The 24,614-nt window shown below is 64.5% G+C and carries 19 protein-coding genes; 7 read left to right on the top strand and 12 right to left on the bottom strand.

What is annotated here, in order from left to right:
* Positions 1–263: 263 nt before the first annotated feature.
* From LB524_RS22310 to LB524_RS22260, 11 genes are all read right to left on the bottom strand, one after another.
* Positions 264–3,035, bottom strand: coding sequence for a nitrate reductase (locus LB524_RS22310; RefSeq protein ID WP_224530162.1), 2,772 nt, complete (start codon positions 3,033–3,035; stop codon positions 264–266).
* A 3-nt stretch (positions 3,036–3,038) separates the two neighbouring features.
* Positions 3,039–3,368: a nitrite reductase small subunit NirD gene (gene nirD, locus LB524_RS22305; RefSeq protein WP_140619503.1), complete on the bottom strand. Its 330-nt coding sequence runs from the start codon at positions 3,366–3,368 to the stop codon at positions 3,039–3,041.
* 211 nt (positions 3,369–3,579) lie between these two features.
* Positions 3,580–6,030 (bottom strand): nitrite reductase large subunit NirB, encoded by a 2,451-nt coding sequence (nirB, locus tag LB524_RS22300; protein WP_224530160.1) that lies wholly within the window; start codon positions 6,028–6,030, stop codon positions 3,580–3,582.
* Between the two features lie 4 nt (positions 6,031–6,034).
* Positions 6,035–6,832, bottom strand: coding sequence for an ABC transporter ATP-binding protein (locus LB524_RS22295; protein ID WP_224530158.1), 798 nt, complete (start codon positions 6,830–6,832; stop codon positions 6,035–6,037).
* A gap of 10 nt (positions 6,833–6,842) precedes the next feature.
* On the bottom strand, positions 6,843–7,733 hold the full coding sequence (gene ntrB, locus LB524_RS22290; RefSeq protein ID WP_140619509.1) for a nitrate ABC transporter permease: 891 nt from the start codon (positions 7,731–7,733) through the stop codon (positions 6,843–6,845).
* A gap of 86 nt (positions 7,734–7,819) precedes the next feature.
* A complete protein-coding gene (locus tag LB524_RS22285; protein ID WP_224530156.1) occupies positions 7,820–9,136 on the bottom strand; it encodes a CmpA/NrtA family ABC transporter substrate-binding protein in 1,317 nt (438 codons plus the stop codon).
* 340 nt (positions 9,137–9,476) lie between these two features.
* On the bottom strand, positions 9,477–10,724 hold the full coding sequence (locus LB524_RS22280) for a CmpA/NrtA family ABC transporter substrate-binding protein (protein WP_224530349.1): 1,248 nt from the start codon (positions 10,722–10,724) through the stop codon (positions 9,477–9,479).
* A 2-nt stretch (positions 10,725–10,726) separates the two neighbouring features.
* Complete coding sequence (locus tag LB524_RS22275) at positions 10,727–11,329, bottom strand: ANTAR domain-containing response regulator (protein ID WP_140875303.1); 603 nt, start codon at positions 11,327–11,329, stop codon at positions 10,727–10,729.
* Between the two features lie 122 nt (positions 11,330–11,451).
* Entirely contained in the window at positions 11,452–11,766 is a 315-nt protein-coding gene (locus tag LB524_RS22270) for a hypothetical protein (protein WP_140875305.1), read from the bottom strand.
* A gap of 110 nt (positions 11,767–11,876) precedes the next feature.
* Complete coding sequence (locus LB524_RS22265; RefSeq protein WP_224530152.1) at positions 11,877–12,677, bottom strand: endonuclease/exonuclease/phosphatase family protein; 801 nt, start codon at positions 12,675–12,677, stop codon at positions 11,877–11,879.
* A 138-nt stretch (positions 12,678–12,815) separates the two neighbouring features.
* Positions 12,816–14,279 (bottom strand): phospholipase D-like domain-containing protein, encoded by a 1,464-nt coding sequence (locus LB524_RS22260; RefSeq protein ID WP_224530149.1) that lies wholly within the window; start codon positions 14,277–14,279, stop codon positions 12,816–12,818.
* Between the two features lie 460 nt (positions 14,280–14,739).
* Between LB524_RS22260 and LB524_RS22255 the strand changes: the two genes are divergently transcribed.
* The 7 genes from LB524_RS22255 (at position 14,740) to LB524_RS22225 (ending at position 23,134) form a co-directional block, all read left to right on the top strand.
* Positions 14,740–14,934 carry a hypothetical protein gene (locus tag LB524_RS22255; RefSeq protein WP_015315963.1) on the top strand — a complete coding sequence of 65 codons (195 nt, stop codon included), beginning with the start codon at positions 14,740–14,742 and terminating at the stop codon, positions 14,932–14,934.
* A gap of 722 nt (positions 14,935–15,656) precedes the next feature.
* Positions 15,657–16,076 (top strand): AraC family transcriptional regulator, encoded by a 420-nt coding sequence (locus LB524_RS22250; protein WP_224530146.1) that lies wholly within the window; start codon positions 15,657–15,659, stop codon positions 16,074–16,076.
* 197 nt (positions 16,077–16,273) lie between these two features.
* Entirely contained in the window at positions 16,274–20,692 is a 4,419-nt protein-coding gene (locus LB524_RS22245) for a YadA-like family protein (RefSeq protein ID WP_224530142.1), read from the top strand.
* Positions 20,693–20,784: 92 nt separating this feature from the next.
* Complete coding sequence (locus LB524_RS22240) at positions 20,785–21,333, top strand: invasion associated locus B family protein (RefSeq protein WP_140617616.1); 549 nt, start codon at positions 20,785–20,787, stop codon at positions 21,331–21,333.
* A 13-nt stretch (positions 21,334–21,346) separates the two neighbouring features.
* Positions 21,347–22,012: a hypothetical protein gene (locus tag LB524_RS22235; protein ID WP_224530139.1), complete on the top strand. Its 666-nt coding sequence runs from the start codon at positions 21,347–21,349 to the stop codon at positions 22,010–22,012.
* 46 nt (positions 22,013–22,058) lie between these two features.
* Complete coding sequence (locus LB524_RS22230) at positions 22,059–22,520, top strand: DUF4189 domain-containing protein (protein WP_015315968.1); 462 nt, start codon at positions 22,059–22,061, stop codon at positions 22,518–22,520.
* Between the two features lie 68 nt (positions 22,521–22,588).
* A complete protein-coding gene (locus LB524_RS22225) occupies positions 22,589–23,134 on the top strand; it encodes an invasion associated locus B family protein (RefSeq protein WP_140713525.1) in 546 nt (181 codons plus the stop codon).
* Between the two features lie 94 nt (positions 23,135–23,228).
* Here the strand turns inward: LB524_RS22225 and LB524_RS22220 are convergent, their stop codons facing one another.
* Positions 23,229–24,539, bottom strand: a complete 1,311-nt coding sequence (locus LB524_RS22220) for an NRAMP family divalent metal transporter (protein ID WP_224530136.1) — start codon at positions 24,537–24,539, stop codon at positions 23,229–23,231.
* Positions 24,540–24,614: the final 75 nt, after the last annotated feature.

Genomic DNA, 24,614 nt, shown 5'->3' with positions numbered 1-24,614 from the left:
CAGATCCACGGCAACGGTTATCGTCTCGTTTGCTATGGCTTGAGAACCCCTTCCCGAATCGTTAGCCGAACGGCGAGATCCAGCCGCAGCGTGGCGCAACGGTCGTCAAGGCGTTCCAGTTGCTGGTCCATGGCGGCATCTTTCACCTCCATCAACCAAATGAGTCCCAGCCAAGTCGAATTAACCGTTGGACAGGTTGAAGCCGTTGCGGGTTCCGCCGATTTCGCAAGGCCGTGCCACTTTGCCAGGTGGGACGGACACCTTCACTCGGCCGCCTGAACCCGACGGGCCTGGATGATCGTGCGGATTTCCGACCGGCAGGAACCGCAATTGGTGCCTGCCTTGAGCGTGGCGCCGATGGCTTCGACGCTGTTGCAGCCGGCCGCCACGGCCGCGGTAATCTGGTTCACCCCGACGTTGAAACAGGAACAGACGGTCGCGCCGGCATCGGGCCGATCGGCACCGGCGCGGCCGGCGACGATCCTGAAGCGTTCGCGCTGGCTGGCGTGGACCTCGCCAAGCTGCTCGGCGGCCCAGCCGCGCGACACCGCGACCGGACCGGGTGCGATGAACAAGGCACCCGCCAGATGCTCGCCTTGGAAGGCGGCGATGCGGTGCTGGCCGGCCTCGTGGTCGTGATAGGCGAGCATTTCGGCATCCGCGGCATCGAAGAGCGAGCCGGCGAAGGCCGTCCAGTCGATATCGTCATTGGCAAAGGCCAGCTCGACCCGCCAGCCGCCCCGGCATCTGGCGATCGCCCAGTAGTCGGCGGCCATCATCACGGGCCTTTTGCGTGTCACGGCAAAGCCGAAGGCCCCAGCGGTGAATTTCTCGATGCGGGCGGCGACATGCTTTAGCGCCGGCTGCCCCGACACGGGATCGGTAAGCGACGCTGTCAGCGTGTCGAGCCGGCCCCTGGCGGCGAACTGGTCGGTCCAGTGCATCGGCGCGAACAGGCTGCCCGGGCGCTGGCGCGTTGTCACCAGCACGCGGACCAGCACTTCGCCGCGCGGAGTCGAAACGCGCGCGATGTCGGCGTCGCCAATGCCGTAACGCTGCGCATCCTCGGGATTGATTTCGACGAAGGGCTCGGCGATGTGCTGGGACAGGCGCGGGCTTTTGCCGGTACGCGTCATGGTGTGCCAATGGTCGCGGATCCGGCCGGTGTTGAGGACGAGCGGGACGGCGGCGGTGATGCGGGTCTCGACGGTTGGGCGCAGAGCGATGAAGCGGGCCTTGCGGTCGGGCGTGTAGAAGTTGCCGTCGGCGAAGAAACGGGTTGGTTGGCGTTCAATCGAAGTGGCCCCCTCTGGCCGAGTTCCAGCCTGAGCACCCCCTTCTGATTGAAGCTGAGCTTGAGCACCCCCCTCTGGCCTGCCGGCAGGCCAGAGGGGGGTGCCTGGGCTCGGCGCCGGCCAATGGAACGGAGCCAATCCTTCGTAGTCCTCAACATCGATCGCAGCATAAGCGCTGATGTCGAAATCCCGCTCGCCATCATTTTCGAACCCCGACAGCGCGGCGTGCTCGGCAAAGATCTCCACTGGGCTCTCATGCGCGAACGCCTCGCCAAAGCCCATCCGCCTTGCCACTTCCGCAATGATCCACCAGTCGGGCCGCGCCTCGCCGGGGGCGGCCAAAAACGGCCGCTGGCGCGAGATGCGGCGCTCGGAATTGGTGACGGTGCCGTCCTTCTCGCCCCAGGCCGTGGCCGGCAGCCGGACATGGGCGTGGCGGACCGTGTCGGTCTCGGCCAGCACGTCCGACACCACGACGAACGGGCAGGCCTTGATCGCCGCCTCGACTGCCCCTGCATCCGGCATGGAATCGACCGGGTTGGTGGCCATGATCCACAACGCCTTGATGCGCCCATCGGCCACCGCCTTGAACATCTCGACCGCCTTGAGACCGGGCTCCCCGGCAATCGCCGGCGCCTTCCAGAAGCGCTGCACGCGTTCGCGATGCCCGGGGTTTTCGATCTCCATGTGGGCGGCGAGCATGTTGGCCATGCCGCCGACCTCGCGGCCGCCCATGGCGTTGGGCTGGCCGGTGACCGAGAAAGGGCCGGCGCCCGCTTTTCCGATGCGGCCGGTGGCGAGATGGCAGTTGATGATGGCGTTGACCTTGTCGGTGCCCTGGGACGACTGGTTGACGCCCTGGCTGTAGACGGTGACGGTCTTTTCCGTCCTGGCGAACAGGCTGTAGAAACGGCTAAGTTCGTCTTCGCTGAGGCCCGTGGCGGCAGCGACGCCGGCAAGATCGAGCGTCGAGGCGGCGAACAGGGCTTGTCCGAATCCGGCCGTATGCGCCGTGATATAGGCACGCTCGAGCGCATTGTGCTGGCCGAGCCAGGCGAGCAGGCCGGTGAACAGGGCGACGTCGCCATCCGGCGCGATCGCCAGATGCATGTCTGCGATGTCAGATGTCATGGTACGGCGCGGATCGACGAGCACTACCTTCATCTCGGGCCGCGTTTCCCGGGCAGCCGCGATGCGCTGATAGAGCACGGGATGGCACCAAGCGAGATTGGAGCCGACCAGCACGATCAGGTCGGCCAACTCCAGATCCTCGTAGGTTCCCGGCACAGTGTCCGAACCAAACGCGCGGCGATGGCCGGCAACCGACGAAGCCATGCAGAGCCGCGAATTGGTGTCGATGTTGGCCGAGCCAATGAACCCCTTCATCAGCTTGTTGGCGAGATAATAATCCTCGGTCAGCAACTGGCCGGAGACGTAGAAGGCGACCGCGTCGGGGCCATGTTCGGCGATGGTGTGCCGGAAGGTCGAGGCGACGACGTCGAGCGCCTCGTTCCAGCCGGCGGGGCGGTCGTGGATTTGCGGATGGAGCAGCCGGCCGTCGAGGTCGATCGTCTCGGCCAGTGCGGAGCCCTTGGAACAGAGCCGGCCGAAATTCGCGGGATGATCGGGATCGCCGCGGACAGATACCTGCCCGTCCGCGGTGATCTTCGCCAGCACGCCGCAGCCGACCCCGCAATAGGGGCAGGTGGTCCTCACCTCGCGCGCTGCGTCAATCTCCATGGCTCAGGCCGCGCGGCTGGCCAGCGCTTCCAGCGCGACGAACAGGTGCTCGCCCTCGACCTTGACCGCAATGGTGCGCACCGCGCCTTCGTCGGCGCCCAGCGCCTTACCCGTCTCCAGCGAGATCACCCAATTGTGCAAGGGGCAGGTCACCGCCGCGCCATGCACGATGCCCTGGCTCAGCGGCCCGCCTCTGTGGGGGCAATGGTCCTCGATGGCGAAGACCTGGTCGTCGGCGGTGCGAAAGACAGCGATCTTGCCTTGCGGGGTGGCGACACAGCGCGCGCCACGGCGGGGAATGTCGGAGAGGGTGCCGATCGATGTCCAGGTCATAGGTGTGCCTTTGCTTGATATGAATGTGCCAAGGCACCCCCCTCTGTCCTGCCGGACATCTCCCCCGCAAGGGGGGAGATTGGCAGCTTGAGCGCAGGCGCATTTTCTTCAGCGCTGGAGATTGGCGAAAGCAGATATGACATCCGATCTCCCCCCTTGCGGGGGAGATGGCCGGCAGGCCAGAGGGGGGTGCCTCGCGCTGACATCTCCATCACTCCGCCGCCTGCGCAAACCCGACCGACGCCATCGGCCGGAATTCATGCTTGTCCTTGCCGGACACGCGCTCGGACCATGGGTCGACCTGGGCGAACTTCTGCGAAAAGATGAAGCGGTCGTAATAGGCCTTGCGCTTCTCGCCATCGTCCATGATCTGGCGCTTGATTTCGGCGGTGCCGATGCGCTTGGCCCATTTGTAGATGCGTTCGAGATAGCGGCCCTGCTCGCGATACATCTGCGTCAGCGCCACGATATGCTCCAACGCCTCGTCCTCGGTCCTGACCAAGCCGAGCACTTCCGTGCCCTTGATGTCGAGCCCGGCGGCGCCGGCGAAATGGATCTCGTAACCGCTATCGACGCAGATGACGCCGACATCCTTGCAGGTCGCCTCGGCGCAATTCCTCGGGCAGCCCGACACCGCCATCTTGACCTTGGCCGGCGTCCACGAGCCCCACATGAACTTCTCGATGCGGATGCCGAGGCCTGTCGAATCCTGCGTGCCGAAGCGGCACCAGTCCGAGCCGACGCAGGTCTTCACCGTGCGCAGGCCCTTGGCATAGGCATGGCCCGAGACGAAGCCGGCCTGGCCGAGATCGGCCCACACCGCCGGCAGGTCCTCCTTGCGGATGCCCAGCATGTCGATGCGCTGGCCGCCGGTGACCTTGACCATCGGAATTTCGAATTTGTCGACGACGTCGGCGATGGCGCGCAGTTCGGCCGCATTGGTGACGCCGCCCCACATGCGCGGCACCACCGAATAGGTGCCGTCCTTCTGGATGTTGGCGTGGACGCGCTCGTTGATGAAGCGCGACTGGTAGTCGTCGGCATACTCGTCCGGCCAGTCGCAGACGAGATAGTAGTTAAGGGCCGGCCGGCATTTGGCGCAGCCGCAGGAGGTCTTCCACTCCAGCTCCTGCATGACCGCCGGAATGGTCTTCAGTCCCTTGGCCTTGATCAGCCTGCGCACGTCGTCATGGCCGAAAACGGTGCAGGAGCACACGGGCTGCACGGCGGCCGGGTTGTAGGTGTCACCGAGGGTCAGCACCATCAGCTTTTCGACCAGCCCGGTGCAGGAGCCGCAAGACGCCGACGCCTTGGTGTGGGCGCGCACGTCGTCGAGCGAAGTCAGGCCCTTGCCCGTGATCGCGCCCGTGATCTTGCCCTTGCAGACGCCGTTGCAGCCGCAGATTTCCGCATCATCCGGCAAGGCTGCAACGGCCGCCATAGGGTCCAGCGGGGCACCCCCCTGGTAGGACTGGCCGAAGATCAACGTATCGCGCATCTGCGATATGTCGGTCTGTTTCTTCTTCAGGTCGTTGAACCAGGCGCCGTCCGATGTCTCGCCATAGAGCACGGTGCCGATGATGCGGTCATCCCTGAGCACCAGCCGCTTGTAGACGCCGGCCGAGGCGTCGCGCAGCACGATCTCCTGGCGGTCATCGCCATCGGCGAAGTCGCCGAGCGAGAAGAGGTCGATGCCGGTGACCTTGAGCTTGGTCGGCGTGTCCATGTGGACGAAGGCGGCGGTCTCGTCGCCGGCAAGCTGATGAGCGGCGACACGCGCCATCTCGTAGAGCGGCGCCACCAGCCCGTAGACCATGCCGCCCACCTCGGCGCATTCGCCGAGTGCGTAGATATCCGGGTCGTTGCTGCGCATCCCGGCATCGACGACGATGCCTCTGTTGACGGCAATGCCTGCATCCTTGGCCAGTGCCGCGTTCGGCCGGATGCCTACCGCCATGACCACCAGCGTCGCCGGGATGGTTGTGCCGTCGGCGAGTTCCACCCGCTCGACCTTGCCATTGCCGGTGATTGCCTGCGTGTTGGCCTTGGTGACGACCTTGATGCCGCGCTGCTCCACCGCGCGCTGCAGGAGGTAGCCGGCGGCCGGATCGAGCTGGCGCTCCATCAGCGTCGGCATGACGTGCAGCACGGTGACATCCATGCCTTGCGCGTTGAGGCCGGCCGCCGCCTCCAATCCGAGCAGGCCGCCGCCGATGACGACGGCCTTGGCGCGCGACTGGGCGGCGAGCATCATCGCCTGAACGTCGTCGAGATCGCGATAGGTCAGCACGCCCGGCAGATTGTGGCCGGGCACCGGGATGATGAACGGCACCGAGCCGGTGGCGATGAAAAGCTTGTCGTAAGGCTCGGTGACGCCGTGGTCGGAGGTGACGGTCTTCGCTTGCCGGTCGATGGCCATGATCTTGTGGCCCTTGTAGAGGGTGATGTCATTGGCGATGTACCAGCCGTCGCCATGGATGATGATTTCCTCATAGGCCTTCTCGCCGGAGAGCACCGGCGACAGCATGATGCGGTCGTAATTGACCCTGGGCTCGGCGTTGAAGATGGTGACGGCGTAGCGGCCTGGCGCCTGTTCCAGCAGATGCTCCAGCATGCGCCCGGGCGCCATGCCATTGCCGATGATGACGAGTTTTTCGGTCATGGCTTTACTCCGCGGCTTCGACGAAGCGGTGGCGTTCGTAGAGAAACTTCAGCACCGCCTCGCGGCAACGCAGGAATGTCCGGTCGGAGGCAAGTTCGATGCGTCGGCGCGGCCGCGCCAGAGGCACGGGCAGCACCTCGCCGATGGTCGCCGCCGGGCCGTTGGTCATCATGACGATGCGGTCGGACAGCAGCACCGCCTCGTCGACGTCATGGGTGATCATGATCGTCGTCGAGCCCAGCCTGGAATGGATGTCCATCACCGCGTCCTGCAGATGGGCGCGGGTCAAGGCGTCGAGCGCACCAAACGGCTCGTCGAGCAGCAGGATCTTGGGTTCCATGGCAAGCGCCCTGGCAATGCCGACGCGCTGCTTCATGCCGCCGGAGATTTCGGCCGGCCGCTTGTCGCTCGCATGCGCCATCTGCACGAGGTCGAGATTGCGCATGATCCAGTCATGCCGCTCGGCCTTGCTCTTCGAGCGGCCGAAGACTTTCGACACCGCCAGATTGATGTTCTCGTAGACGGTCAGCCACGGCAGCAGCGAGTGGTTCTGGAACACAACGGCGCGCTCGGGGCCGGGGCTGTCGACCTCCTTGTCCTCCAGCAACACCGCGCCGGCGGAAACCTTGGTCAAGCCGGCGATCAGGTTGAGCAAGGTCGACTTGCCGCAACCGGAATGACCGATGATGGAGACGAATTCGCCCTTGTCGATGGTCAGCCGGATGTCCCTCAGCACATCGCTGACCTGGCTGCCACGAGCGAAGGATTTGTCGATATGGTCGAGCTTGAGATAGGCGGTCATGGCGCTCTCCTCACTTTGCCGTCGTGCCGCGGGTGACAAAGGCGCCGACCGCCGCGACCAGGCGGTCGAGGCAGAAGCCGGTGACTCCGATATAGGCGAGCGCGACGATGATGTCGGGCAGCCGTGACGAATTCCACGCGTCCCAGATGAAGAAGCCGATGCCGACGCCGCCGGTCAGCATTTCGGCCGCGACGATGGCGAGCCAGGACAGGCCGATGCCGATGCGCAGGCCGGTGAAGATGTAAGGCGCAGCGGCCGGCACCATGATCTTGATGAAGAATTCGAGCTGGTTCAGCCGCAGGATGCGGGCGACATTGCGATAGTCCTGCGGGATGTTGCGCACGCCGACGGCGGTGTTGATGATGACCGGCCAGATCGAAGTGATGAAAATCACGAACAGAGCCGACGGGTTGGAGTCGCGGAAGGCGGCGAGCGACAGCGGCAGCCAGGCGAGCGGCGGCACGGTGCGCAGGATCTGGAACACTGGATCGAGGCCGCGCATCGCCCAGATCGACTGGCCTACCAGCGCGCCGAGCGCCACACCGACGACCGCCGCCATGCCGAAGCCGATGGCGACGCGCTGCAGCGAGATCAGCACCCGCCAGGCAAGACCGATATCCTGCGGGCCGTTGTCGAAGAACGGATGCGCGATCAGGTCATAGGCCTCGTTCCACACCTGGCTCGGCGGCGGCAGGCTTGCCGTCGGTGACGAGCAGGCGACCTGCCAGACGACAAGCAGAAGGGCGATGACGATGGCGGGCGGGACGAGAACGCTGGCCACCCTGGTGGCAACCGCCACCGGATCGACACGGCGCCGCGCTTTGGCGGTGAAGGCGACCACCTCGGCTGACTTGGCCGGGAATGCTTTCACCTTGGTGTCCTCGACGGCTTGGATGGACATGTCCTGGGGATACTCCGTGGTGTGCTGGTGCGGTACTGAGCGCCAAACGGCGCTGGCGCCGTTTGCGTTGGGTACAAACGGCCTGACTAAGCCGATGCCTTGATGGTCAGGCTGTCGAGATAGGCCGAGGGGTTGGCCGGATCGAAAGTCTTGCCGTCGAAGAAGGTCTCGACGCCGCGCGAGGACGAGGCCGGGATGTCGCTCGCGGCGACACCGAGTTCCTTGGCCGCCTCGCGCCAGATATCCTCGCGGTTGACCTGGTCGACCAGCGCCTTGATGTCGGTGGTCGGCGCGAACTTGCCCCAGCGGATGTTTTCGGCGAGGAACCAGCTATCGTGGCTCTTGAACGGGTAGGAGACGCCGCCCTTCCAGAATTTCATGTAGAGGTCGGTGGCGCTGGCGACCCGGCCATTGCCGTAGTTGATGTCGCCCTTGAGGCGGCCGATAATGTCGGCGACGGGCACATTCATCCATTGCCGCTTGCCGATGATGGCGGCCATCTCGTCCTTGTTTTCCTTGGCGTCGCACCATTGCTGTGCCGCCATCACCGCCATGACGATCGCCTTGGTGGCGTTGGGATATTTTTCTATGAAGGCGGCGCGCAGGCCGAGCGCCTTTTCCGGATGGCCCTTCCAGAGTTCGCCGGTCGTGGCGGCGGTGAAGCCGACGCCCTGATGGACAAGCTGTTCGTTCCACGGCTCGCCGACGCAGAACACGTCCATATTGCCGACCTTCATGTTGGCCACCATCTGCGGCGGTGGCACGACGATGGTCGAGACGTCCTTGTCCGGGTTGATGCCGCCGGCCGCCAGCCAGTAGCGCAGCCACAGATCATGGGTGCCGCCCGGGAAGGTCATGGCGGCCTTGACCTCCTTGCCCTCGGCCTTCTTGGCGGCGAAGGCGTCCTTCAGCTTGGCGGCATCGAGGCCGACGCCGGTCGCGGCATATTCCTGTGCGACCGAAATGCCCTGGCAGTCGTAGTTGAGGCGAGCGACGATCGCCATCGGCAGCGGCTGGTTGTTCTGCGTCACCTTGCCGGTGTGCATGAGGTAAGGCATCGGCGTCAGGATGTGGGCGCCGTCGATGCCATTGGCTTCGCCGCCGAGCATCAGATTGTCCCGCGTCGCGCCCCAGGAGGCCTGCTTGAGCACCTCGACATCAGGCATGCCGAATTTCGCGAACAGGCCCTTCTCCTTGGCGATGATCAGGGGCGCGGCATCGGTCAGCGCAATGAAGCCGAGCTTGGCGCCGGTTACTTCGGGACCTTTGCCTTCGGCATGAGCGCCGGCGGGAAACAATGTCTTTGCGGCGAGGAACAGTCCCGCCGTCAGCGCGCTGCTGGCCAGAAAATCGCGGCGGGTGAAATCCTTGAGGGACGTGCCAGTTCCGATCCGTTTCGTCATCGTCGTCTCCGGTTGGGCGCGGTTGAAGCGCCGTCGATTGCGTGTTCGGCCAAAAACAAAAAAGCCGCCGGCCAGGCTTCGCGCATCCCTGGGGATTGCGCAGTGACCTGAGCGGCAGCTTTGCCTGTGGCGCCCGCCATTGGACGCCTGTTCCATTGCCCGTGAAGGGCTCGTTTATTTCAAAGCAGGAACCGTGCCAGTTTACCTCTGGCCGAAAAATACAAATGGATTCAGGATGATGGGAGCATTATGCGGGGACCCGATCCGTCGCGACTGAGGTCAAACATTGGTCAGCTCACCTTTCGAGCGCATAATTTTTGTGCAATGCACAAGCATGGCGCTAAAATGATCGGATTTCCCCGATGGCTGATTTTTGCCTCTCGATATAGGCGTCGATCTCGTCTGGATCGAAGATCTGGCCATCGAAGAAACCGTCCGGTCCGAGCATGAGGCCGGCTCCCGTCGCGCCTACCGCGGTCGCGGCCTTGAGTGCGCCTTCGACCTTGGCATTGGCGCCGGGCAGCGCCACCCCGAGTGGCTTCAGTGCCGAGCGGTAGAGATCTGGGCGGTAGCAGTCGCGGGCGATGGCGAGATTGTCGGGCGTGTGCGCGACGTGGCCCCAGCGGACCATCTGCGTGTAGAACCACAGCGAATGGCTTTTCCAGGGAAAGTTGGCGGCCTTGTCGAACGGCACGAAGAAGTCGTCGATGTCCAGCTCGGCCCCGCCGCCCAGCCGGAGATGGCCGGTCAGGATCGGCATCTGGACCGCCGGCGGCAGGCCAAGGAAGCCACGTTGCGCCATCACCGCGGCCAATTCGTCACGGTTCGCCGGATCCTGGCACCAGCGCGCCGAGTGATGCAATGCGCGCAAGAGGGCCGCCAGCGCCTCTGGGACCTGTTCGGCCCAGGCCTTGCGCACGCCAATCACCTTCTCCGGGCTGTTGCGCCATATCCGTGCCTTGACGGTGACGATATGGCCGGTGCCGGCCGCCACCGCGGCGCTGTTCCAGGGCTCGCCGACGCAATAGCCGTCGATGCGGCCGGCGGCCAGCGCGTCGGCCATGAAGGGCGGCGGCACGATGACGATCTCGATCTCGCGCGATGGATCGACGCCGCAGGCGGCAAGCCAGTAGCGCAGTTCATAATTGTGCCCGGAATGCGGATGCACGACGGCGAAACGCAGTGGGTCGCGGCCGGCGTCGGCCCGCTCGCGGATGAAGGCGCCAAGTGCCGCGCCGGCACGGGCCGGATCGAGATCGGGTACGGCACCGTGCGCCGCCATGCCGGCCCAGACGGCGTTGGAGATGGTGACGCAGTTGCCGCCGAGCCCCAGCGAAAAGGGCACGATGGTCTCGGAGGCCAGCGGAGTGAGGCCCAGATTGCAGGCGAGCGGCATCGGTCCGAGCATGTGCGCGAGGTCGAAATGGCCGATGGCGATGCGGTCGCGGATGTTGGCCCAGGAGGTCTCGCGGTGCAGGGTGAGATCGATGCCTTCGCGCGCGGCAAAGCCCAGTTCGCCGGCCGCGACCAGCACGGCGCTATCGAAAAGCGGCATGAAGCCGGCGGTGATCTGGTGCTCGGCGCCCATGCTCATTCGTCCTCCGCCGGTCCGAGAAGCCCGGCGGCAGTCACCAGGCTTTGGGCGATGTCGCCGATCTTGCGGTTCTGGTTCATCGCGGTCTTGCGCAGCAGCGTGTAGGCGGCCTCTTCGGTCAGGCCGCGCGACTTCATCAAGATGCCCTTGGCGCGGTCGATCACCTTGCGGCTCTCGAGTTCGCTGCGCGCCTCTTCCAGTTCACGTGCCATGCGCGAGAAAGCGTTGAAGCGGCTCACCGCCATGTCGAGGATCGGCTTGACGCGCTCCTGCCTCAACCCGTCGACGACATAGGCCGAAACGCCGGCATCGACCGCGGCCTCGATCGAGGCCTGATCCGAGCGGTCGACGAACATGGCGATCGGGCGCTTTACGGCCCGCGACAGCTGGAACATGTTTTCCAGCATGTCGCGGTTGGGATTTCCAAGGTCGATGACGATGACGTCGGGTTCGATCTCGGCAATGCGGCGCGTAATGCCCGAGACGTCATGGATGACGGTGACCTGCTGATGACCCGCCTCGCGCAATCCGGCTTCGATTATCGAAGCGCGGATGCGGTTTTCGTCGATCACCAGGACGGCGAGGGAAGTTCGGACCATGCCCGCATTATGAGCAAGGCCGCAAATTTGTGCAATGCAGCATAGCCGCCGACCTTGGGAGGTCGGCGGCTATGCCCGGAATGCCTGGTGGCGAAAAGTCTCTGCTTGGCAGGAGACGTTGATCAGCCGCAGACGCGAACGTCTTCGACCACCCTGTGGTGGTGGCGCCAATGCACGACCGTCTCGATGTGGCAGCGGTGATGGCGGTGGTGACGCCAGCGGTAGCCGCCATTGTCATACTGAACGCTCTGGTCGCCATCATACTCGTTGTCGTAGCGGCGCTCATGATGACGGCGCACGACAATTCCGGAATCTTCGTCCGAGGAATACTGGTTGCCGTCGTCGGACTGGATAGTCACGCTGGCAGCCTGCGTGGGCGCAATCGCCGCAGCTGTCGCGGCAAACGCCAGCACCGAAGCCAAAATCAACTTTTTCATTCCGTCCTCCTGCATGTTCAACACACATAAACTCGCGGAACAACCGGGTGTTCCGCTCAAATCCACACGCTTTGCGACGCTGGCGACATCAAGCCGTTATCGGCCGCATATTACAAGTGGACGAAGGCGGTCAGCGGCAGATGGTCGGAGGCCACGCGCGACAACGGTGTGTCATGCGCTTCGATGGTCCCGATCATGCCGTGCCGGTTGGCCATGATCCGGTCGAGCGCCAGCAGCGGCAGATTGGACGGGAAGGTGGGAACGGCAGGGGGCTGCGGGCCGAAGCTCGCGTGCAGCGTGTTCAGCGCGGAGCGGTTGCCGAGCCGCCATTCGTTCAGGTCGCCGAGCAGGAGCGTCGGCTTCTCGTCGGGACTGTTCATGATATCCAGCACGACCTGGGCCTGCTGCGAGCGGGAGCGGCGCAGCAGGCCCAGATGGGCCGCGATGATGCGCAAGGACTGATTTCCGTCGAGATCGATTTCCGCGACCACCGCGCCGCGCGGTTCGAGACCCGGGAGCCTGATCTGATGCACGTCGCGAACGACGCCCCTTTTGAACAGCAGGACATTGCCGTGCCAGCCATGGCCTTTGCCCGTTGCCGAAATGGGCACCGGCACGAGGCCGGTTTCGAGTTCTAGACGGTGCAGGTCGAGAAGCCCGTCACGGTCGCCGAAACGATTGTCGGCCTCCTGCAGGGCGATCACGTCGGGGGCGATCTCCCGGATGACGCGGCTGGTGCGGTCGGGATCGAACTTGCGGTCGACGCCGATGCATTTGTGGACGTTGTAGGAGGCGACCAGCGTCCCGGTGACGCCGTCCTTCTTCGCCGAGAAGGCGTTGGCCTTGCGCATCCGCCGGTCGCGAATGGACAGGAGCATATTGGCCGGCAGGCTGCGCCCGTTCACTCGCATCGCGCGCCGATCGTCCTTGCTGTTTTCACCATGCACCTAGAAATAGAGTCTTTCAGCCGATGTTCCATGGTTGGCGACACCCTATCCGGTAAACACGTCGTTTTCTTAAAGACAGGTTTTTCCCAGAGATAGTTTCTCCTAGAGATAGGGCGATCCCAGCCAGAGCATGCGATCGAACAGCCGGATGATGAACGGACGCGCCCGCAAGGAGGCCAGCGTGACTGGGACGGCCGTTTCGATCGCCGATCCGATCCGGGTCTCGATCTCGGTGGCAAAACCCGCGTCGAGGACCTCAAGGTCGATCTCGAAGTTGAGCCGCAGCGAGCGGGCATCGAGGTTGGAGGACCCGACATAGGCCCACGCGCCGTCGATCGAAAGCAGCTTGGAATGGTCGAAGGGCCCTTCCGTGCGCCATATGCGGCAATAATTCTTCAGGATCTGGTCGAATTGCGCGGTCATGGCGCGATCGACAAGGAAGAGGTTGTTCACCGCCGGCACCACGACATCAATCTCGACGCCGCGCCTGGCCGCGGTGATCAAGGCACTGATCAATTCCCGGTCCGGCAGGAAATAGGGCGACATCAGCCGTATCGACTTGCGCGCGACCGAGAAGGCGCCGATCAGCAGTTTGTGGTTGGTTTCGTTGCTTGCATCCGGTCCGGATGCGACCGCACGCACCAGCATCGGCTGGCCGGCGGGTGGCGAAACCGGTGTGATCCGCCAGGCATCGCCCTTCAGCGCCTCCTTGGTGGCAAAGCGCCAGTCCTCGGCGGCGACGGAGAAGAGATCGGCGACAACGGGGCCGGTGACCTGGAAATGCGTATCCCTGGCGCTTTTCGACCCGGCGAACTCCGCCGAAAAACCCTTGCGGATGTTCATGCCGCCGGTAAAGGCAACCGTGCCGTCGACCACCAGGATCTTGCGGTGGGTCCGCAGGTTGGCATAGGGCAGGCGCAGGCCCATGACGATGTTGCCGTTGAAGACATCCGCCGTGATGTTGGCGCGGCGCAGATGCCCCAGGATGCTGGGCACGGAGTAGCGGGCGCCGACGGCATCGATCAGCACACGGACGGTGACGCCGCGCTGGACGGCGCCGGCCAGCGCTTCGACGAAAAGCAGGCCGACGGCGTCGTTGTCGAAAATATAGGTCTCGAGCAGGACGCTGCGCTCGGCCCCGTCGATCGCCGCGCACATGGCCGGGTAGGCCTCGTCGCCGCTTTCCAGCACCTCGATTGTATTTCCCGGGTTGAGCGTTCGCCGCGCCACCCTGTCGCCCAGCGTCCTGAGGCCAGTGAACCGCTGTCCATAGCGCTCGATGATCAACGCCTCTTCGAGGGCGACGTCGCGTTCATGCTTGGCCGACACCATGCCATCGGCGAGCGGGCGCTGGGCGCTGATCGTGGCGCGGCGGATGCGATTGATGCCGGCCACGGCATAGATCAGCACGCCGAGGATCGGCGACAGCACCATGATGCCGACCCAGCCGGTGGCGGCGCGGACGTCCTCCTTGGTCATGACAGCATGGGCAATGCCGATGGTCGCCATCACCACCGAGATGATCGCCAGTATTTGGGGCCAGTGAATCGCCAGGGTCTCGAACATTGCCGGGACTATCCAGCGAGCGCCCGCATAAGGCAATGCAGCCGGCCGTATCCACGTCTCTGCATGTGCGAGAACGGCGGCGCACGGTTATTTGAGCAGGCCAACCAGGACGCTGAAAGCGGCGTCGATATCGGCGCGGACCGCGGCCTTGACGGCCTCGCCGTCGCGAGCACGGCAGGCCGCCGCTGGTCGCGAGAGCCTCGGCCGCCAAGCGTGGCTCTCCAGCTGGTGGGAACGTTCGTTTGAGGATTGAGCAGTTGGCTCGATCAACCTGCGATAAATTCCACCCGAGAGAGCCCAGCCTCACCGCGTGGGAAAGCATAGAGCCGGTGCGATCCGGCGTCGTCCCGCGCTGCTTTGGTCATCGAGGCTTCCTGTACTTTGGTACCGCATCCATTGTATATCAGAGGGAATGAAATTAGCGATGTAACACTTCGGTTGATGGCGAGGGGGGCGCCGAATGATGACGTTCAACTTCGAGGGGCCACCAGTGGGCGACGGCGATGCGCCGGCCGATTGCCAGGACCAGTTGCTGCCTCTCGTCAATGAGATCGTGCAGGCCGCGGTGGCGGCCGGCTGGAAGCGGGACGATGTTCTTCTGGCTTTCGTAGAACTCGCCTGGGATCTGTACGAGAACCGGCGCGGTGATCTGTAGCAGCGGACTGCCAATCACCGGCTCCGAACGGCGGCTCCCATGCTCGACCTCGCGGGCAAGCCATCAATCAGCGCAGGCTGCGCCAGGCACCTGCCGTCAGCGGTTGACGAGAACACAGAATCGCGCGACCGGGCGTGTCAGCACCGATTGGCGAACTCCTGGATGGCGAAGACCTCGCGCCGAGCGAAAATGAAACGCTCGGCAACTCCCATTCACCGCCATTCTTTGTTCTTTTCTCGAACAAAGATTTTTCTTTGCACGTGGGAGTTCTTCCCAAGCGAAGATGGCTGCGTTACGCTGTCTTCGGGGCCGGGAAGGGGATGTGAGGCGTCGTCGGACGGCTGAGGCAGTGCGAATGAAAAATGCGGACGAGGCACGGGAAAGCGGCATTTCCCGAGGCATCGATCGGAAGCGAGCAGCTCGATACGTCCTGGACATCATTCCTGAAAGTGCAGGTCCGCGCAGGGCCACAGCGCAAGGAAGCGTGATTTATTCCGTTCGCGGGCCCGGCTCGCAGACATTCCTGGCCAAGGAGTACTCCGCAGGGATCGTGCTTGCGCCCATGCAGCCTGCGCATCGTTCGCCGTCCGGACGGATCGCTCACATGAACGGGCCTCACGACGACGCCGGCCCGCGTCGAGCAATCACGAATTGTTTTTCGCGGGAACGGCCAGGGAGGCCTCGGGTTGAACTTTATCTGGAACTTATCAGGAGGCCGAAGAATGCCGGGCGATGATGGTTTCCCCGGGTCAGTTTCTCGAATCAATTCGGCGCGGCAGCCGGCGCTCACTGCAAAAGGCGGGCTTTCTCCCCGCGCCGCACGCAAGGTGCAAGACTTCCTGCACGAGAACTTCACCCGCAAGCTGGCGCTTGCCGAGATGGCTGCGGTGTGCGGGTTGTCGCCTTCTCATTTCGTGCGGGCGTTTGCCAGGACGTTCGGCGTGCCGCCGCATCAATATGTTCTCGACCTGCGGCTGGACCTCGCCGAAAGGCTGCTTGCCGACAGCCGCATGACGATCGCCGACATCGCCCATTCCAGCGGATTTTCAAGCCAGAGCCATTTTACCACCGTGATGAAGAAATACCGGCAAGTGACCCCATTGCAGGCGCGGGTAGGAAAGCTTAACGCCGAGATTAGATGAAGCGTCGCCCACACCGTTGCTTGATTACTTGGTTTTAAAGCAGTTGCTAAGGTAACGAGCTGTTAACCTCCGCCTATATGCTCGGGTCTTTTCTCACAAGACAGCAATTTCGTGAAATACGGCAAGCAGGAATCATGTCTTCCTGCCGTGGACTGGAATTGTCAGACGATTCCATGCCGGCCAGCGGAGAGGGCACCATGACCGACAATCAGATTTCGAGCGGCTCGCCTGTTGTGCAGCGTCGCGCGGCGCATTTCGCCGGCAACTGGATCGCCGGCACCGATCCCCGTTCCCGCTCAATTCGTCGTCGTTTGATGGCGGTGCTGCGCATGGCTCATCGCGCGCTGGGTATGGGACGCAAGCGCCTGGGGCTGGGAACGCTGGGCGTCGGCGGGGCGCCGGCCGCGATGCTGGGCGCCTTCGCGATCGGCATGGCTGCAACGCCGGCCCTGGCGCAATATCAGGCCGGTGGCGGGTCGGCGACAGGCGGCAACGCCGTCGCCATCGGTAACGGCGCGACGGCGAATGGCAATAACAGCACGGCGTTGGGCACCTCCAACAGTGCAACGGGCGACGCTACGATCGCCATCGGCTATGCGATGAGTGTCAATGGCCTCAATTCCATAGGCATAGGCGTGTTCGCGGGCGCGACCGGCGTCAACGCCCTCGCTTTGGGCGGGAACGCCCATGCCAACGGGGACGGAGCAAGCTCGATTGGCGTCAACTCGGTTGCAGCCGCAGGCGCGGCCGCCTTTGGCCTGAACGCGCGTGCCGACGGATTGAACTCGACGGCGATCGGCTACGTTACCCGGGCGACCGGGCTGCGCGCCACCGCGCTCGGGTTTGGGGCAACAGCGTCCGGGCTGGATTCGCTTGCCCAAGGTAATAGCGCCGTCGCAAGCAATCAGAACGCCATCGCCATCGGCTTCCAGGCGACCGCGACCGCGATCAATGCCGTCAATCTTGGCAACCGAACTGTTGCGGGAGGGGGCGCCCTTCAGGAAAGCGCCATCGCCATTGGCACGGACGTACTGGCGTCTCAGGTTGACTCCACTGCGATCGGGCGCCAAAGCAAGGCAACGGGCACGTCCGCCATAGCGATGGGCGTCACAGCCGCGGCATCGGCAACTAACTCGGTCGCCGTCGGCGCCAGCACGGTTGCATCGGGAGCCTTCGGGGTCGCCATGGGTAACCAAGCGCAGGCGCTTGCAGCCGGTGGTGCTGTTGCGATAGGCTCGGGCGCAATCGTTGCCAGCACCGCGACCTCGGGCCTTGCGCTCGGCAACAATGCAAGTTCCGGTGGTATTTTATCGGTTGCCGTAGGCGCCGGTACCAACGCCAGCGGCGACAATTCCACAGCCACCGGACGCCAGGCTGTTGCGAGTGGCACAAACGCCTCCTCGTACGGGACAGGATCCAAGGCTACGGGAGACAATTCCCTCGCTGCCGGCGTCAGCTCCAACGCCAGCGGGGTTGCCAGCACCGCACTTGGCATCGGCGCCGCGGCGTCGGCTACGAGCGCCATCGCCATCGGCAACAATGCCGCGGCCAGTTCCACCAACGCGGTTGCCATGGGTACCAACGCCGTGGCGACCGGCGGCCAAGCCGTCTCGATCGGTGCGAACAACACCGCCTTTGGCGACGGCGCGGTCGCCATCGGCGATCCGAGCTTCGCCAGCGGCACCGGCGCCTTCACCGGCGGCGCCAACAACATCGCCAACAGCGACGGCACGGCGACCGCGACCGGAGCCAATATGGCCAATGGCGCCGTCGCCATCGGCAACAACAACAAGGCGATCGGGCAAGGCTCCGTCGCGCTGGGCAACGGCTCCACCGCGGGCGCCGCCGGTTTCGTCGGCAATGTCGCGCTGGGCAACGGCGCCTCGGCGGCGGCAAGCTCGGGCGACGTGGCGCTGGGCTCGGGCTCGGTGACCGCCGTGGCGGTCGGCACCGCCAGTGGGGTGGTCAACGGCACGACCTATGCCTTCCAGGGCACCAACCCGGCCTCGACGGTCAGCATCGGCGCGCCGGGCGCGGAACGCACCATCACCAACCTGGCTGCGGGGCGGATCAGCGCGCTCTCGACTGACGCGATCAACGGCTCGCAGCTCGCCGCCACCAACCAGGCGGTCGACGCCATCGGCGCCGTCGTCAACAACATCAATGTCGGCGGCGGCATCAAGTATTTCCACGCCAACTCGACGCTGGCGGATTCGCAGGCGCTGGGAGCCGATTCCGTCGCTGTCGGCCCGAACGCGGTGGCCAACAATGCCGGCGACGTCGCGATCGGCCTGAATTCGACGTCGGGCGCCACGACCAATGTCGGCGGCACGACGATCGGCGGCGTCAACTACACCTTCGCCGGCGGCATGCCGGCGGGCGCCTTCTCGGTCGGCTCGGCCGGCGCCGAGCGCCAGATCCAGAACGTCGCCGCCGGACAGTTGAACGGCGGTTCGACCGATGCCGTCAACGGCTCGCAGCTCTTCGCCACAAACCAGCAGGTGACGCAGAACACGACCGACATCGCCAATATCGGCGGCAACATCACCAATCTCGGCAACACGATCAACAACATCGCCGGCGACACCTCGGCGATCTACACCAACGCCAATGGCGAGGGCATCCGCTATGCCCGCACCAACGAGACCGGCCTGGCGCAGACCGATTCCTTCGCGCAAGGCGTCGGTTCCACCGCAGTCGGCTACCAGGCGACCGCGACCGGCGTCAGCGCGCTTGCGCTCGGTCGCGACAGCGCGGCCAGCATCGACGGCAGCGTGGCGCTCGGTCAAGGTTCGGTCTCTGACCGCGCGATCGCTCCGGCTTCCGGGCAGATCGCGGCCGGCCCGTCCAACTTCATCCAGTACAACACGACCGACAAGACGCTGCTCGGCGCCGTGTCGGTTGGTACCGCCACGGCCTACCGGCAGATCACCAACGTGGCCGACGGCACGCAGGACCAGGACGCCGTGACTGTGCGCCAGCTGGCGGGAGCGATCGCGGCGGTCTCCGCCACCTCGACGAAATATTTCCATGCCAATTCGACAGCCGGCGACTCGCTGGCGGTCGGAGCGGAATCGGTCGCGGTTGGCCCGACCACGGTCGTCAATGGCGACAATGGCGTCGGCATCGGCAATGGAGCCGTCGTCGACCAGACGGCACCCGGCGGCACCGCCATCGGGCAGAACGCCCATGTCATGCTGGCCGACGGCATCGCGCTCGGCACCGACTCCACCGCCGCCGGCGTGCAATCCATCGCACTGGGCGCCGGCGCCCAAAGCACCTTCGCCAACAGCGTGGCGCTGGGCGCGTCATCCATCACCACGGTCGGCGCGCAGGCCGGCTACACAGCCTTTGCCCTCGGCGCCGCGCAGACATCGGCCGGCGAAGTGTCCTTCGGTGCCGCCGGGGCGGAGCGCAAGCTCACCAATGTCGCGGCGGGTTCGGCCGATACGGACGGCGTCAACGTCTCGCAGTTGCGCGGTGTCTCACAAAATGTTTCCAACCTGTTCGGCGGCGGCACCACGGTCAATCCCGACGGCTCGATCACCGGGCCGACCTACAACATCCAGGGCAACAACTACTCGACCGTCTATGACGGCTTCACCGCCGTCAACAATGCGCTCACCACCATCAACAATGGCGGCGGCATCAAATATTTCCATGCCAATTCGACGCTGGCCGACAGCCTTGCCGGCGGCACCGACGCGGTGGCGATCGGGCCGGAGAGCGTGGCGAGCGGCACCGACAGCCTGGCCGCGGGCCATGGTTCGACGGCGACCGGGCAGGGCGCCGTGGCGCTCGGCCAGGGCGCGCAGGCCAACAATGCCAGCGATGTGGCGCTCGGCTCCGGCTCGGTGTCGCAGACCGCCGTCGGCACGTCCAACACGGTCATCAACGGCAAGACCTACGCCTTTGCCGGCACGACCCCGGACGGCACCGTCAGCGTCGGCGATGCCGGCGCGGAGAGGACGATCACCAATGTCGCCGCCGGACGCGTTTCTTCCGACAGCACCGATGCGATCAACGGCTCGCAGCTCTACGCCACCAACACAGCGATCGAAGACCTGACCAAAACGATCGGCGGCATCGGCGGCACCGTCCAAAACACCGTGCAGTACGACACCGTCACCAATCCGGACGGATCGACGACCAAAATCAACAAGATCACGCTGCAGGGCGGCGATCCGAATGCGCCTGTCGTCATCTCCAATGTCGGCCCCGGCGTTGCCGGCACCGACGCGGTCAACGTCAACCAGCTGAACCTGAATCTGGCTCAGAGCAAGACCTATACCGACCAGGTTGCTGTCACGACGTTGCAACAAGCCAACACTTATACCGACCAGAAGTTCAGCCAGCTCAATTCCGACATCAGCGGCATCCGGGACGAAGCACGGCAGGCGGCGGCAATCGGTCTGGCGGCAGCCTCGCTCCGCTACGACGACCGTCCCGGCAAGCTGAGCGTGGCGGCGGGCGGTGGCTTCTGGCGGGACTCGAGCGCCTTTGCCTTCGGCGCGGGCTACACCAGCGAGGACGGCCGCATCCGTGGCAATGTGTCCGGCACGGCGGCGGGTGGAAATGTCGGTGTCGGCGCCGGGCTGAGCTTCACCTTGAACTGAGGCGGGGACCTGGGGCGGGAATGAACAGGCGAACCGGCCATGTCAGGCCAGGCTCGAATCCGGGAAACCCGTTTGGTTTTCCCGGACTAGCCATGGCATTCCTGACCTGCCTGGCGCTTGCCGGCGGGCTGGCGCCGGCTGCCGCGCAGACGGCTTCGCCCTATAGGGTCAAGCCCTCCGACGTGGTCGTGCCGCCGGACGTGAAGCTCGGACAATACCAGCGCACCATCCGCCCCTTCGAGAACTGGACGCTGATCTGCGACGAGAACCTCAAGGCGCGCAAGAAGGTCTGCAACGTCTCGCAGGTGATCGAGGACGGGGCGGGCAAGATGGCGTTCAGCTGGTCGCTCGCCGCCACCCAGGACGGCAAACCCTACATGATCCTGCGCACCGCGCCGAACGCCAGGAGCGATGGGCTGGTATCGCTGAAGTTCGAGGGGCGCGCCGAATCCATCGACGTGCATTTGAACGGCTGCAACGAAATGGTCTGTGTCGGCATGCTGCCGGTGGGACCTCTGATGCGCCAGGAGATAGCGCAGAAGGCGACGCCGGCGATTTCCTACCCGACCGTTGATGGCCAGACCGTTACCGTCACCGCAACGCTCAAGGGGCTGTCCGAGGCCCTTGCGCCAGTCAAATAACCGAGGCAGCACCGTGAGCCAGCAAGACCCGTTCATCTCCGCGACGCGCAGCAACCCGACCGTCGAGCCGGACCGCAAGAGGACCGTCGAGCCGCCGCGGCGTTGGCCGCGCGTCATCGGTTTGTGTGCGCTGGGGCTGGCCATGATGGGCATCGGCTTCGCCGCAGCGAACTATGCCGCGATCGCCGGTCTCGTCGGCACGCCGACGGCCGCTCAGGCCGGCACGGCGCCGCCCGCGCTGCCGGACTCGCCCTTCCTCCAACACGTCAAGCAATCCGGCGTGCAGGCCTGTTCAACCGTCTATCCAGTGCTCGGACAGCTTTTGACGACCGGCTCGAAATACAGCGTCAAGTCGCTGTGGAGCGACCAGGCCGCCGACAAGCACGCCGTGCAGGCGCTTGTCGGCCTGGACTATGCGACCGAGCGCTACAGCGGGCCGGCCGCCGGCATCGTTTTTGCTTCGCCCACCGCCACGGGTTGCGAAGGCACCATGGTGCGGGTGGCGCCGTTCGCCAGCCCCTGCGCCGACGTCACGTCCGCGCTTCCGCAAGGCAGCAAGATCACGGATCATCTCGGACAGGTCGAAGTGTACGAGCTTGGCGGCAACACGGGCGAAGCCCTTCTGCTGCCGACGGGCAACACATGCGTGGTGATTTCCATCGCATCGGCGGCCAAGTGAGAATGTCAGGCGAATGGGCGAGGCGCCCTGGAAAGGATTGCGGACCATGAAATCGCGACGTTTGACAGTCTTGTGCATGGCCTTGCTGTGGAGCGGGCAGGTCGTCTCGGCCGATCTGGTGGAGCCGTCCGAGCCACCGCAGGAGGAGAAAGGTATCTGGGCGGCAATCGCCTACTCCCAGACCGATACCAAATACGGCTTCTTCTGGGGCGCCGACAAGCGGCAGGAAGCGAAGGACATAGCGCAGAAATATTGCGAGAATGCCGGTGGAAAGGCCTGCAACGTCGTTACCGTGTTCCGCAATCACCGTCATTGGACGGACGATGATAAGACCGGATTTCCTTACAAGCATTGCGGCGCGCTCGCCGTGGCAGACAAAGTGGAGCACCGGTTCACCCCGTGGGGCGTGAACTCCGCCGAGACCCGCCGGGAAGCGGAGGATCTCGCCCTGCAGGCCTGCGAGGCAGGGGGGACCCAATGCAAGATCCGTGAATGGGTCTGTACGTGACGATAAACACGGGTCCTCGAGCCGCTACTTCGGGCATTTGCCCGGCACCCAAGAGAAGGCAGCATTCATTGGTTCGTAGACAGCTTTTCCCGAAGGCAGCCGTCATCTGCGCGGCTGCCTTCGCCGCTTCGGTGCCGGCCGTTTTCGCGCAACAGCAGCAGGCTTCGCTTCCCAATGGCGCATCGTCGCTCCAGGAAACCTATCAGGACTGGCAGCTCGCCTGCGGCATGCAGGACAATTCCCGGGTCTGCACGGTCACGCAGGACCAGACGCAGAAAAACGGCCAGAGGCTTCTGGCCGTGGAACTGCGCGTGGGGCAGAAGGGCGGGCTGATCGGAACCTTGCTGCTGCCCTTCGGCATCCTGTTCGAGCCCGGCGTGACGCCCCAGATCGACGACCAGCCGCCCGTCGGGCCGTTGAAGTTCAGGACCTGCCTGCCGAACGGCTGCGTGGCGCTGTTTCCGATCGACCGGGCGCTGATGCAGAAGCTCAAGGCGGGGACCGAGCTGAAACTCGACGTCACCACCGCGGCCGACACCAAGCTGAGTTTTCCGGTGTCGCTGAAAGGCCTTGGCGCCGCCCTCGATCGCATGGTCGCGCTGAGCGCACGTTGACGAGGGTGCCGTACGCGACTGCCGGCGGATGCCAAGGTCTTCGTCCCCTGCGGGCGCTCAGCGTCATACCGGAGCCTGACCCGGTCGGGTCATTTCAAAAGGCCCATTGCAGCGCGAGGCCGATAACCGACAATCCCATCGCAGTCGTCGCGAGCCAGCCGAGAAAGCGCAGCCAGCCCTCGACGGGGAATTCGCCCATGATTTCGGAACGCCCGGTCATCAGCATCATGACGACCATTACGGGGACCGCGCATATGCCGTTGATGACGGCGCTCCAGTAAAGCGCCTTGATGGGATCGATCGGCGTCAGCATGATCCCCATTCCCAGCACCACGGCGGCGGCCAAGGTCGCATAGAATGCCAACGCTTGCTTCGGCTTGCGCTCCAGCCCCACTGGCCAGCGGCGCGCCTCGCCCACGGCGAAAGCGGCCGAGCCGGCGAGAACCGGCACCGCGAGAAGGCCAGTGCCGATAATCCCCATCGCAAAAATCACAAAGGCGAATTTGCCCGCGACCGGCTCCAGGGCCTCGGCTGCGTCGGTGGAGGAATTGATGTCGGTCACCCCGGCCTTGTGCAGGGTGGCGGCCGTCGTGACGATGATTGCAATGGCGATCAGGTTCGAAAAAGCCATACCCACCAGGGTGTCGGCGCGAATGCGCTGGAACGCTCGCGGCGCCTGCCAGGGTGCCCATTTCAAAGGCTTGGCCTTCGGGTCGATCTTCTCCTCTTCGACCTCTTGCGATGCTTGCCAGAAGAACAGGTAGGGAGAAATCGTGGTGCCGAGTATGGCCAGAAGCGTCGTGAAGAACGCCCGGCTCCATTCGACATGCGGAACGACGATTCCCTTGAGTGCCTCGCCCCATGGGATATCAGCCAGAAACGCGGCCACCACGTAGGCAAAGAGGCTCAGCGTTGTCCATTTCAGGACCGTGACGTAGCGGCTGTAGTCGAGGAAGACGATCGCCAAAACGCATGCCACGCCGAACGCAACGACGTAAAGCGAGCTTGGGCCGCCCACCAGCAACCACAATGCATCAGCCATCGCGCTCAGGTCCGCCCCGATGTTGATCACGTTGGCGGCGAACAAAAGCAAGGCTACAAAATACATCAGCGGAGACGGGTAGTGCCGTGCGAGGTTGCCGGAAATACCTCGACCTGTCGTCCGGCCTATTCGCGCTGCTATCTCCTGGATCGCGACCATGAGCGGAAAGGTGAAGACCATCGTCCAGCCGACATTGAACCCCAACTGGGCGCCCGCCTGGCTGTAGGTGCCGATGCCCGAAGGATCGTCGTCCGAAGCGCCTGTGATGAAACCAGGCCCGATTGTGCGCAGCAGCCGCTGGAATGGCCCTTTTGCCCGAAGATTGCTCTGTTTCTCAGAGACTTCGGCGCTTATGTTGCTCATGCAGGTGCTCCAAATACGGGGTCCCTTCCGTAATCCGCCTGAAGCAAAATTCGGCGATCGCCATTCGGTTCCGTT

This window comes from Mesorhizobium sp. ESP6-5 (assembly GCF_020164695.1).
Taxonomy (GTDB): Bacteria; Pseudomonadota; Alphaproteobacteria; order Rhizobiales; family Rhizobiaceae; genus Mesorhizobium; species Mesorhizobium australicum.
Note: the sequence above shows the minus strand (reverse complement) of the source record. Positions and strands in the feature narration are given on the sequence as shown.

Bases quoted from the DNA above. Each gene is read 5' to 3' on its own strand.
- LB524_RS22250 (WP_224530146.1), top strand. From the start codon at position 15,657: ATGCCGGGCGATGATGGTTTCCCCGGGTCAGTTTCTCGAATCAATTCG.
- LB524_RS22275 (WP_140875303.1), bottom strand. From the start codon at position 11,329: ATGGTCCGAACTTCCCTCGCCGTCCTGGTGATCGACGAAAACCGCATC.
- LB524_RS22295 (WP_224530158.1), bottom strand. From the start codon at position 6,832: ATGACCGCCTATCTCAAGCTCGACCATATCGACAAATCCTTCGCTCGT.
- LB524_RS22285 (WP_224530156.1), bottom strand. From the start codon at position 9,136: ATGACGAAACGGATCGGAACTGGCACGTCCCTCAAGGATTTCACCCGC.
- LB524_RS22255 (WP_015315963.1), top strand. From the start codon at position 14,740: ATGATGACGTTCAACTTCGAGGGGCCACCAGTGGGCGACGGCGATGCG.
- nirB (WP_224530160.1), bottom strand. From the start codon at position 6,030: ATGACCGAAAAACTCGTCATCATCGGCAATGGCATGGCGCCCGGGCGC.
- LB524_RS22220 (WP_224530136.1), bottom strand. From the start codon at position 24,539: ATGAGCAACATAAGCGCCGAAGTCTCTGAGAAACAGAGCAATCTTCGG.
- LB524_RS22270 (WP_140875305.1), bottom strand. From the start codon at position 11,766: ATGAAAAAGTTGATTTTGGCTTCGGTGCTGGCGTTTGCCGCGACAGCT.
- LB524_RS22260 (WP_224530149.1), bottom strand. From the start codon at position 14,279: ATGTTCGAGACCCTGGCGATTCACTGGCCCCAAATACTGGCGATCATC.
- LB524_RS22310 (WP_224530162.1), bottom strand. From the start codon at position 3,035: ATGGAGATTGACGCAGCGCGCGAGGTGAGGACCACCTGCCCCTATTGC.
- nirD (WP_140619503.1), bottom strand. From the start codon at position 3,368: ATGACCTGGACATCGATCGGCACCCTCTCCGACATTCCCCGCCGTGGC.
- LB524_RS22240 (WP_140617616.1), top strand. From the start codon at position 20,785: ATGGCATTCCTGACCTGCCTGGCGCTTGCCGGCGGGCTGGCGCCGGCT.
- ntrB (WP_140619509.1), bottom strand. From the start codon at position 7,733: ATGTCCATCCAAGCCGTCGAGGACACCAAGGTGAAAGCATTCCCGGCC.
- LB524_RS22245 (WP_224530142.1), top strand. From the start codon at position 16,274: ATGACCGACAATCAGATTTCGAGCGGCTCGCCTGTTGTGCAGCGTCGC.
- LB524_RS22265 (WP_224530152.1), bottom strand. From the start codon at position 12,677: ATGCGAGTGAACGGGCGCAGCCTGCCGGCCAATATGCTCCTGTCCATT.
- LB524_RS22230 (WP_015315968.1), top strand. From the start codon at position 22,059: ATGAAATCGCGACGTTTGACAGTCTTGTGCATGGCCTTGCTGTGGAGC.
- LB524_RS22280 (WP_224530349.1), bottom strand. From the start codon at position 10,724: ATGGGCGCCGAGCACCAGATCACCGCCGGCTTCATGCCGCTTTTCGAT.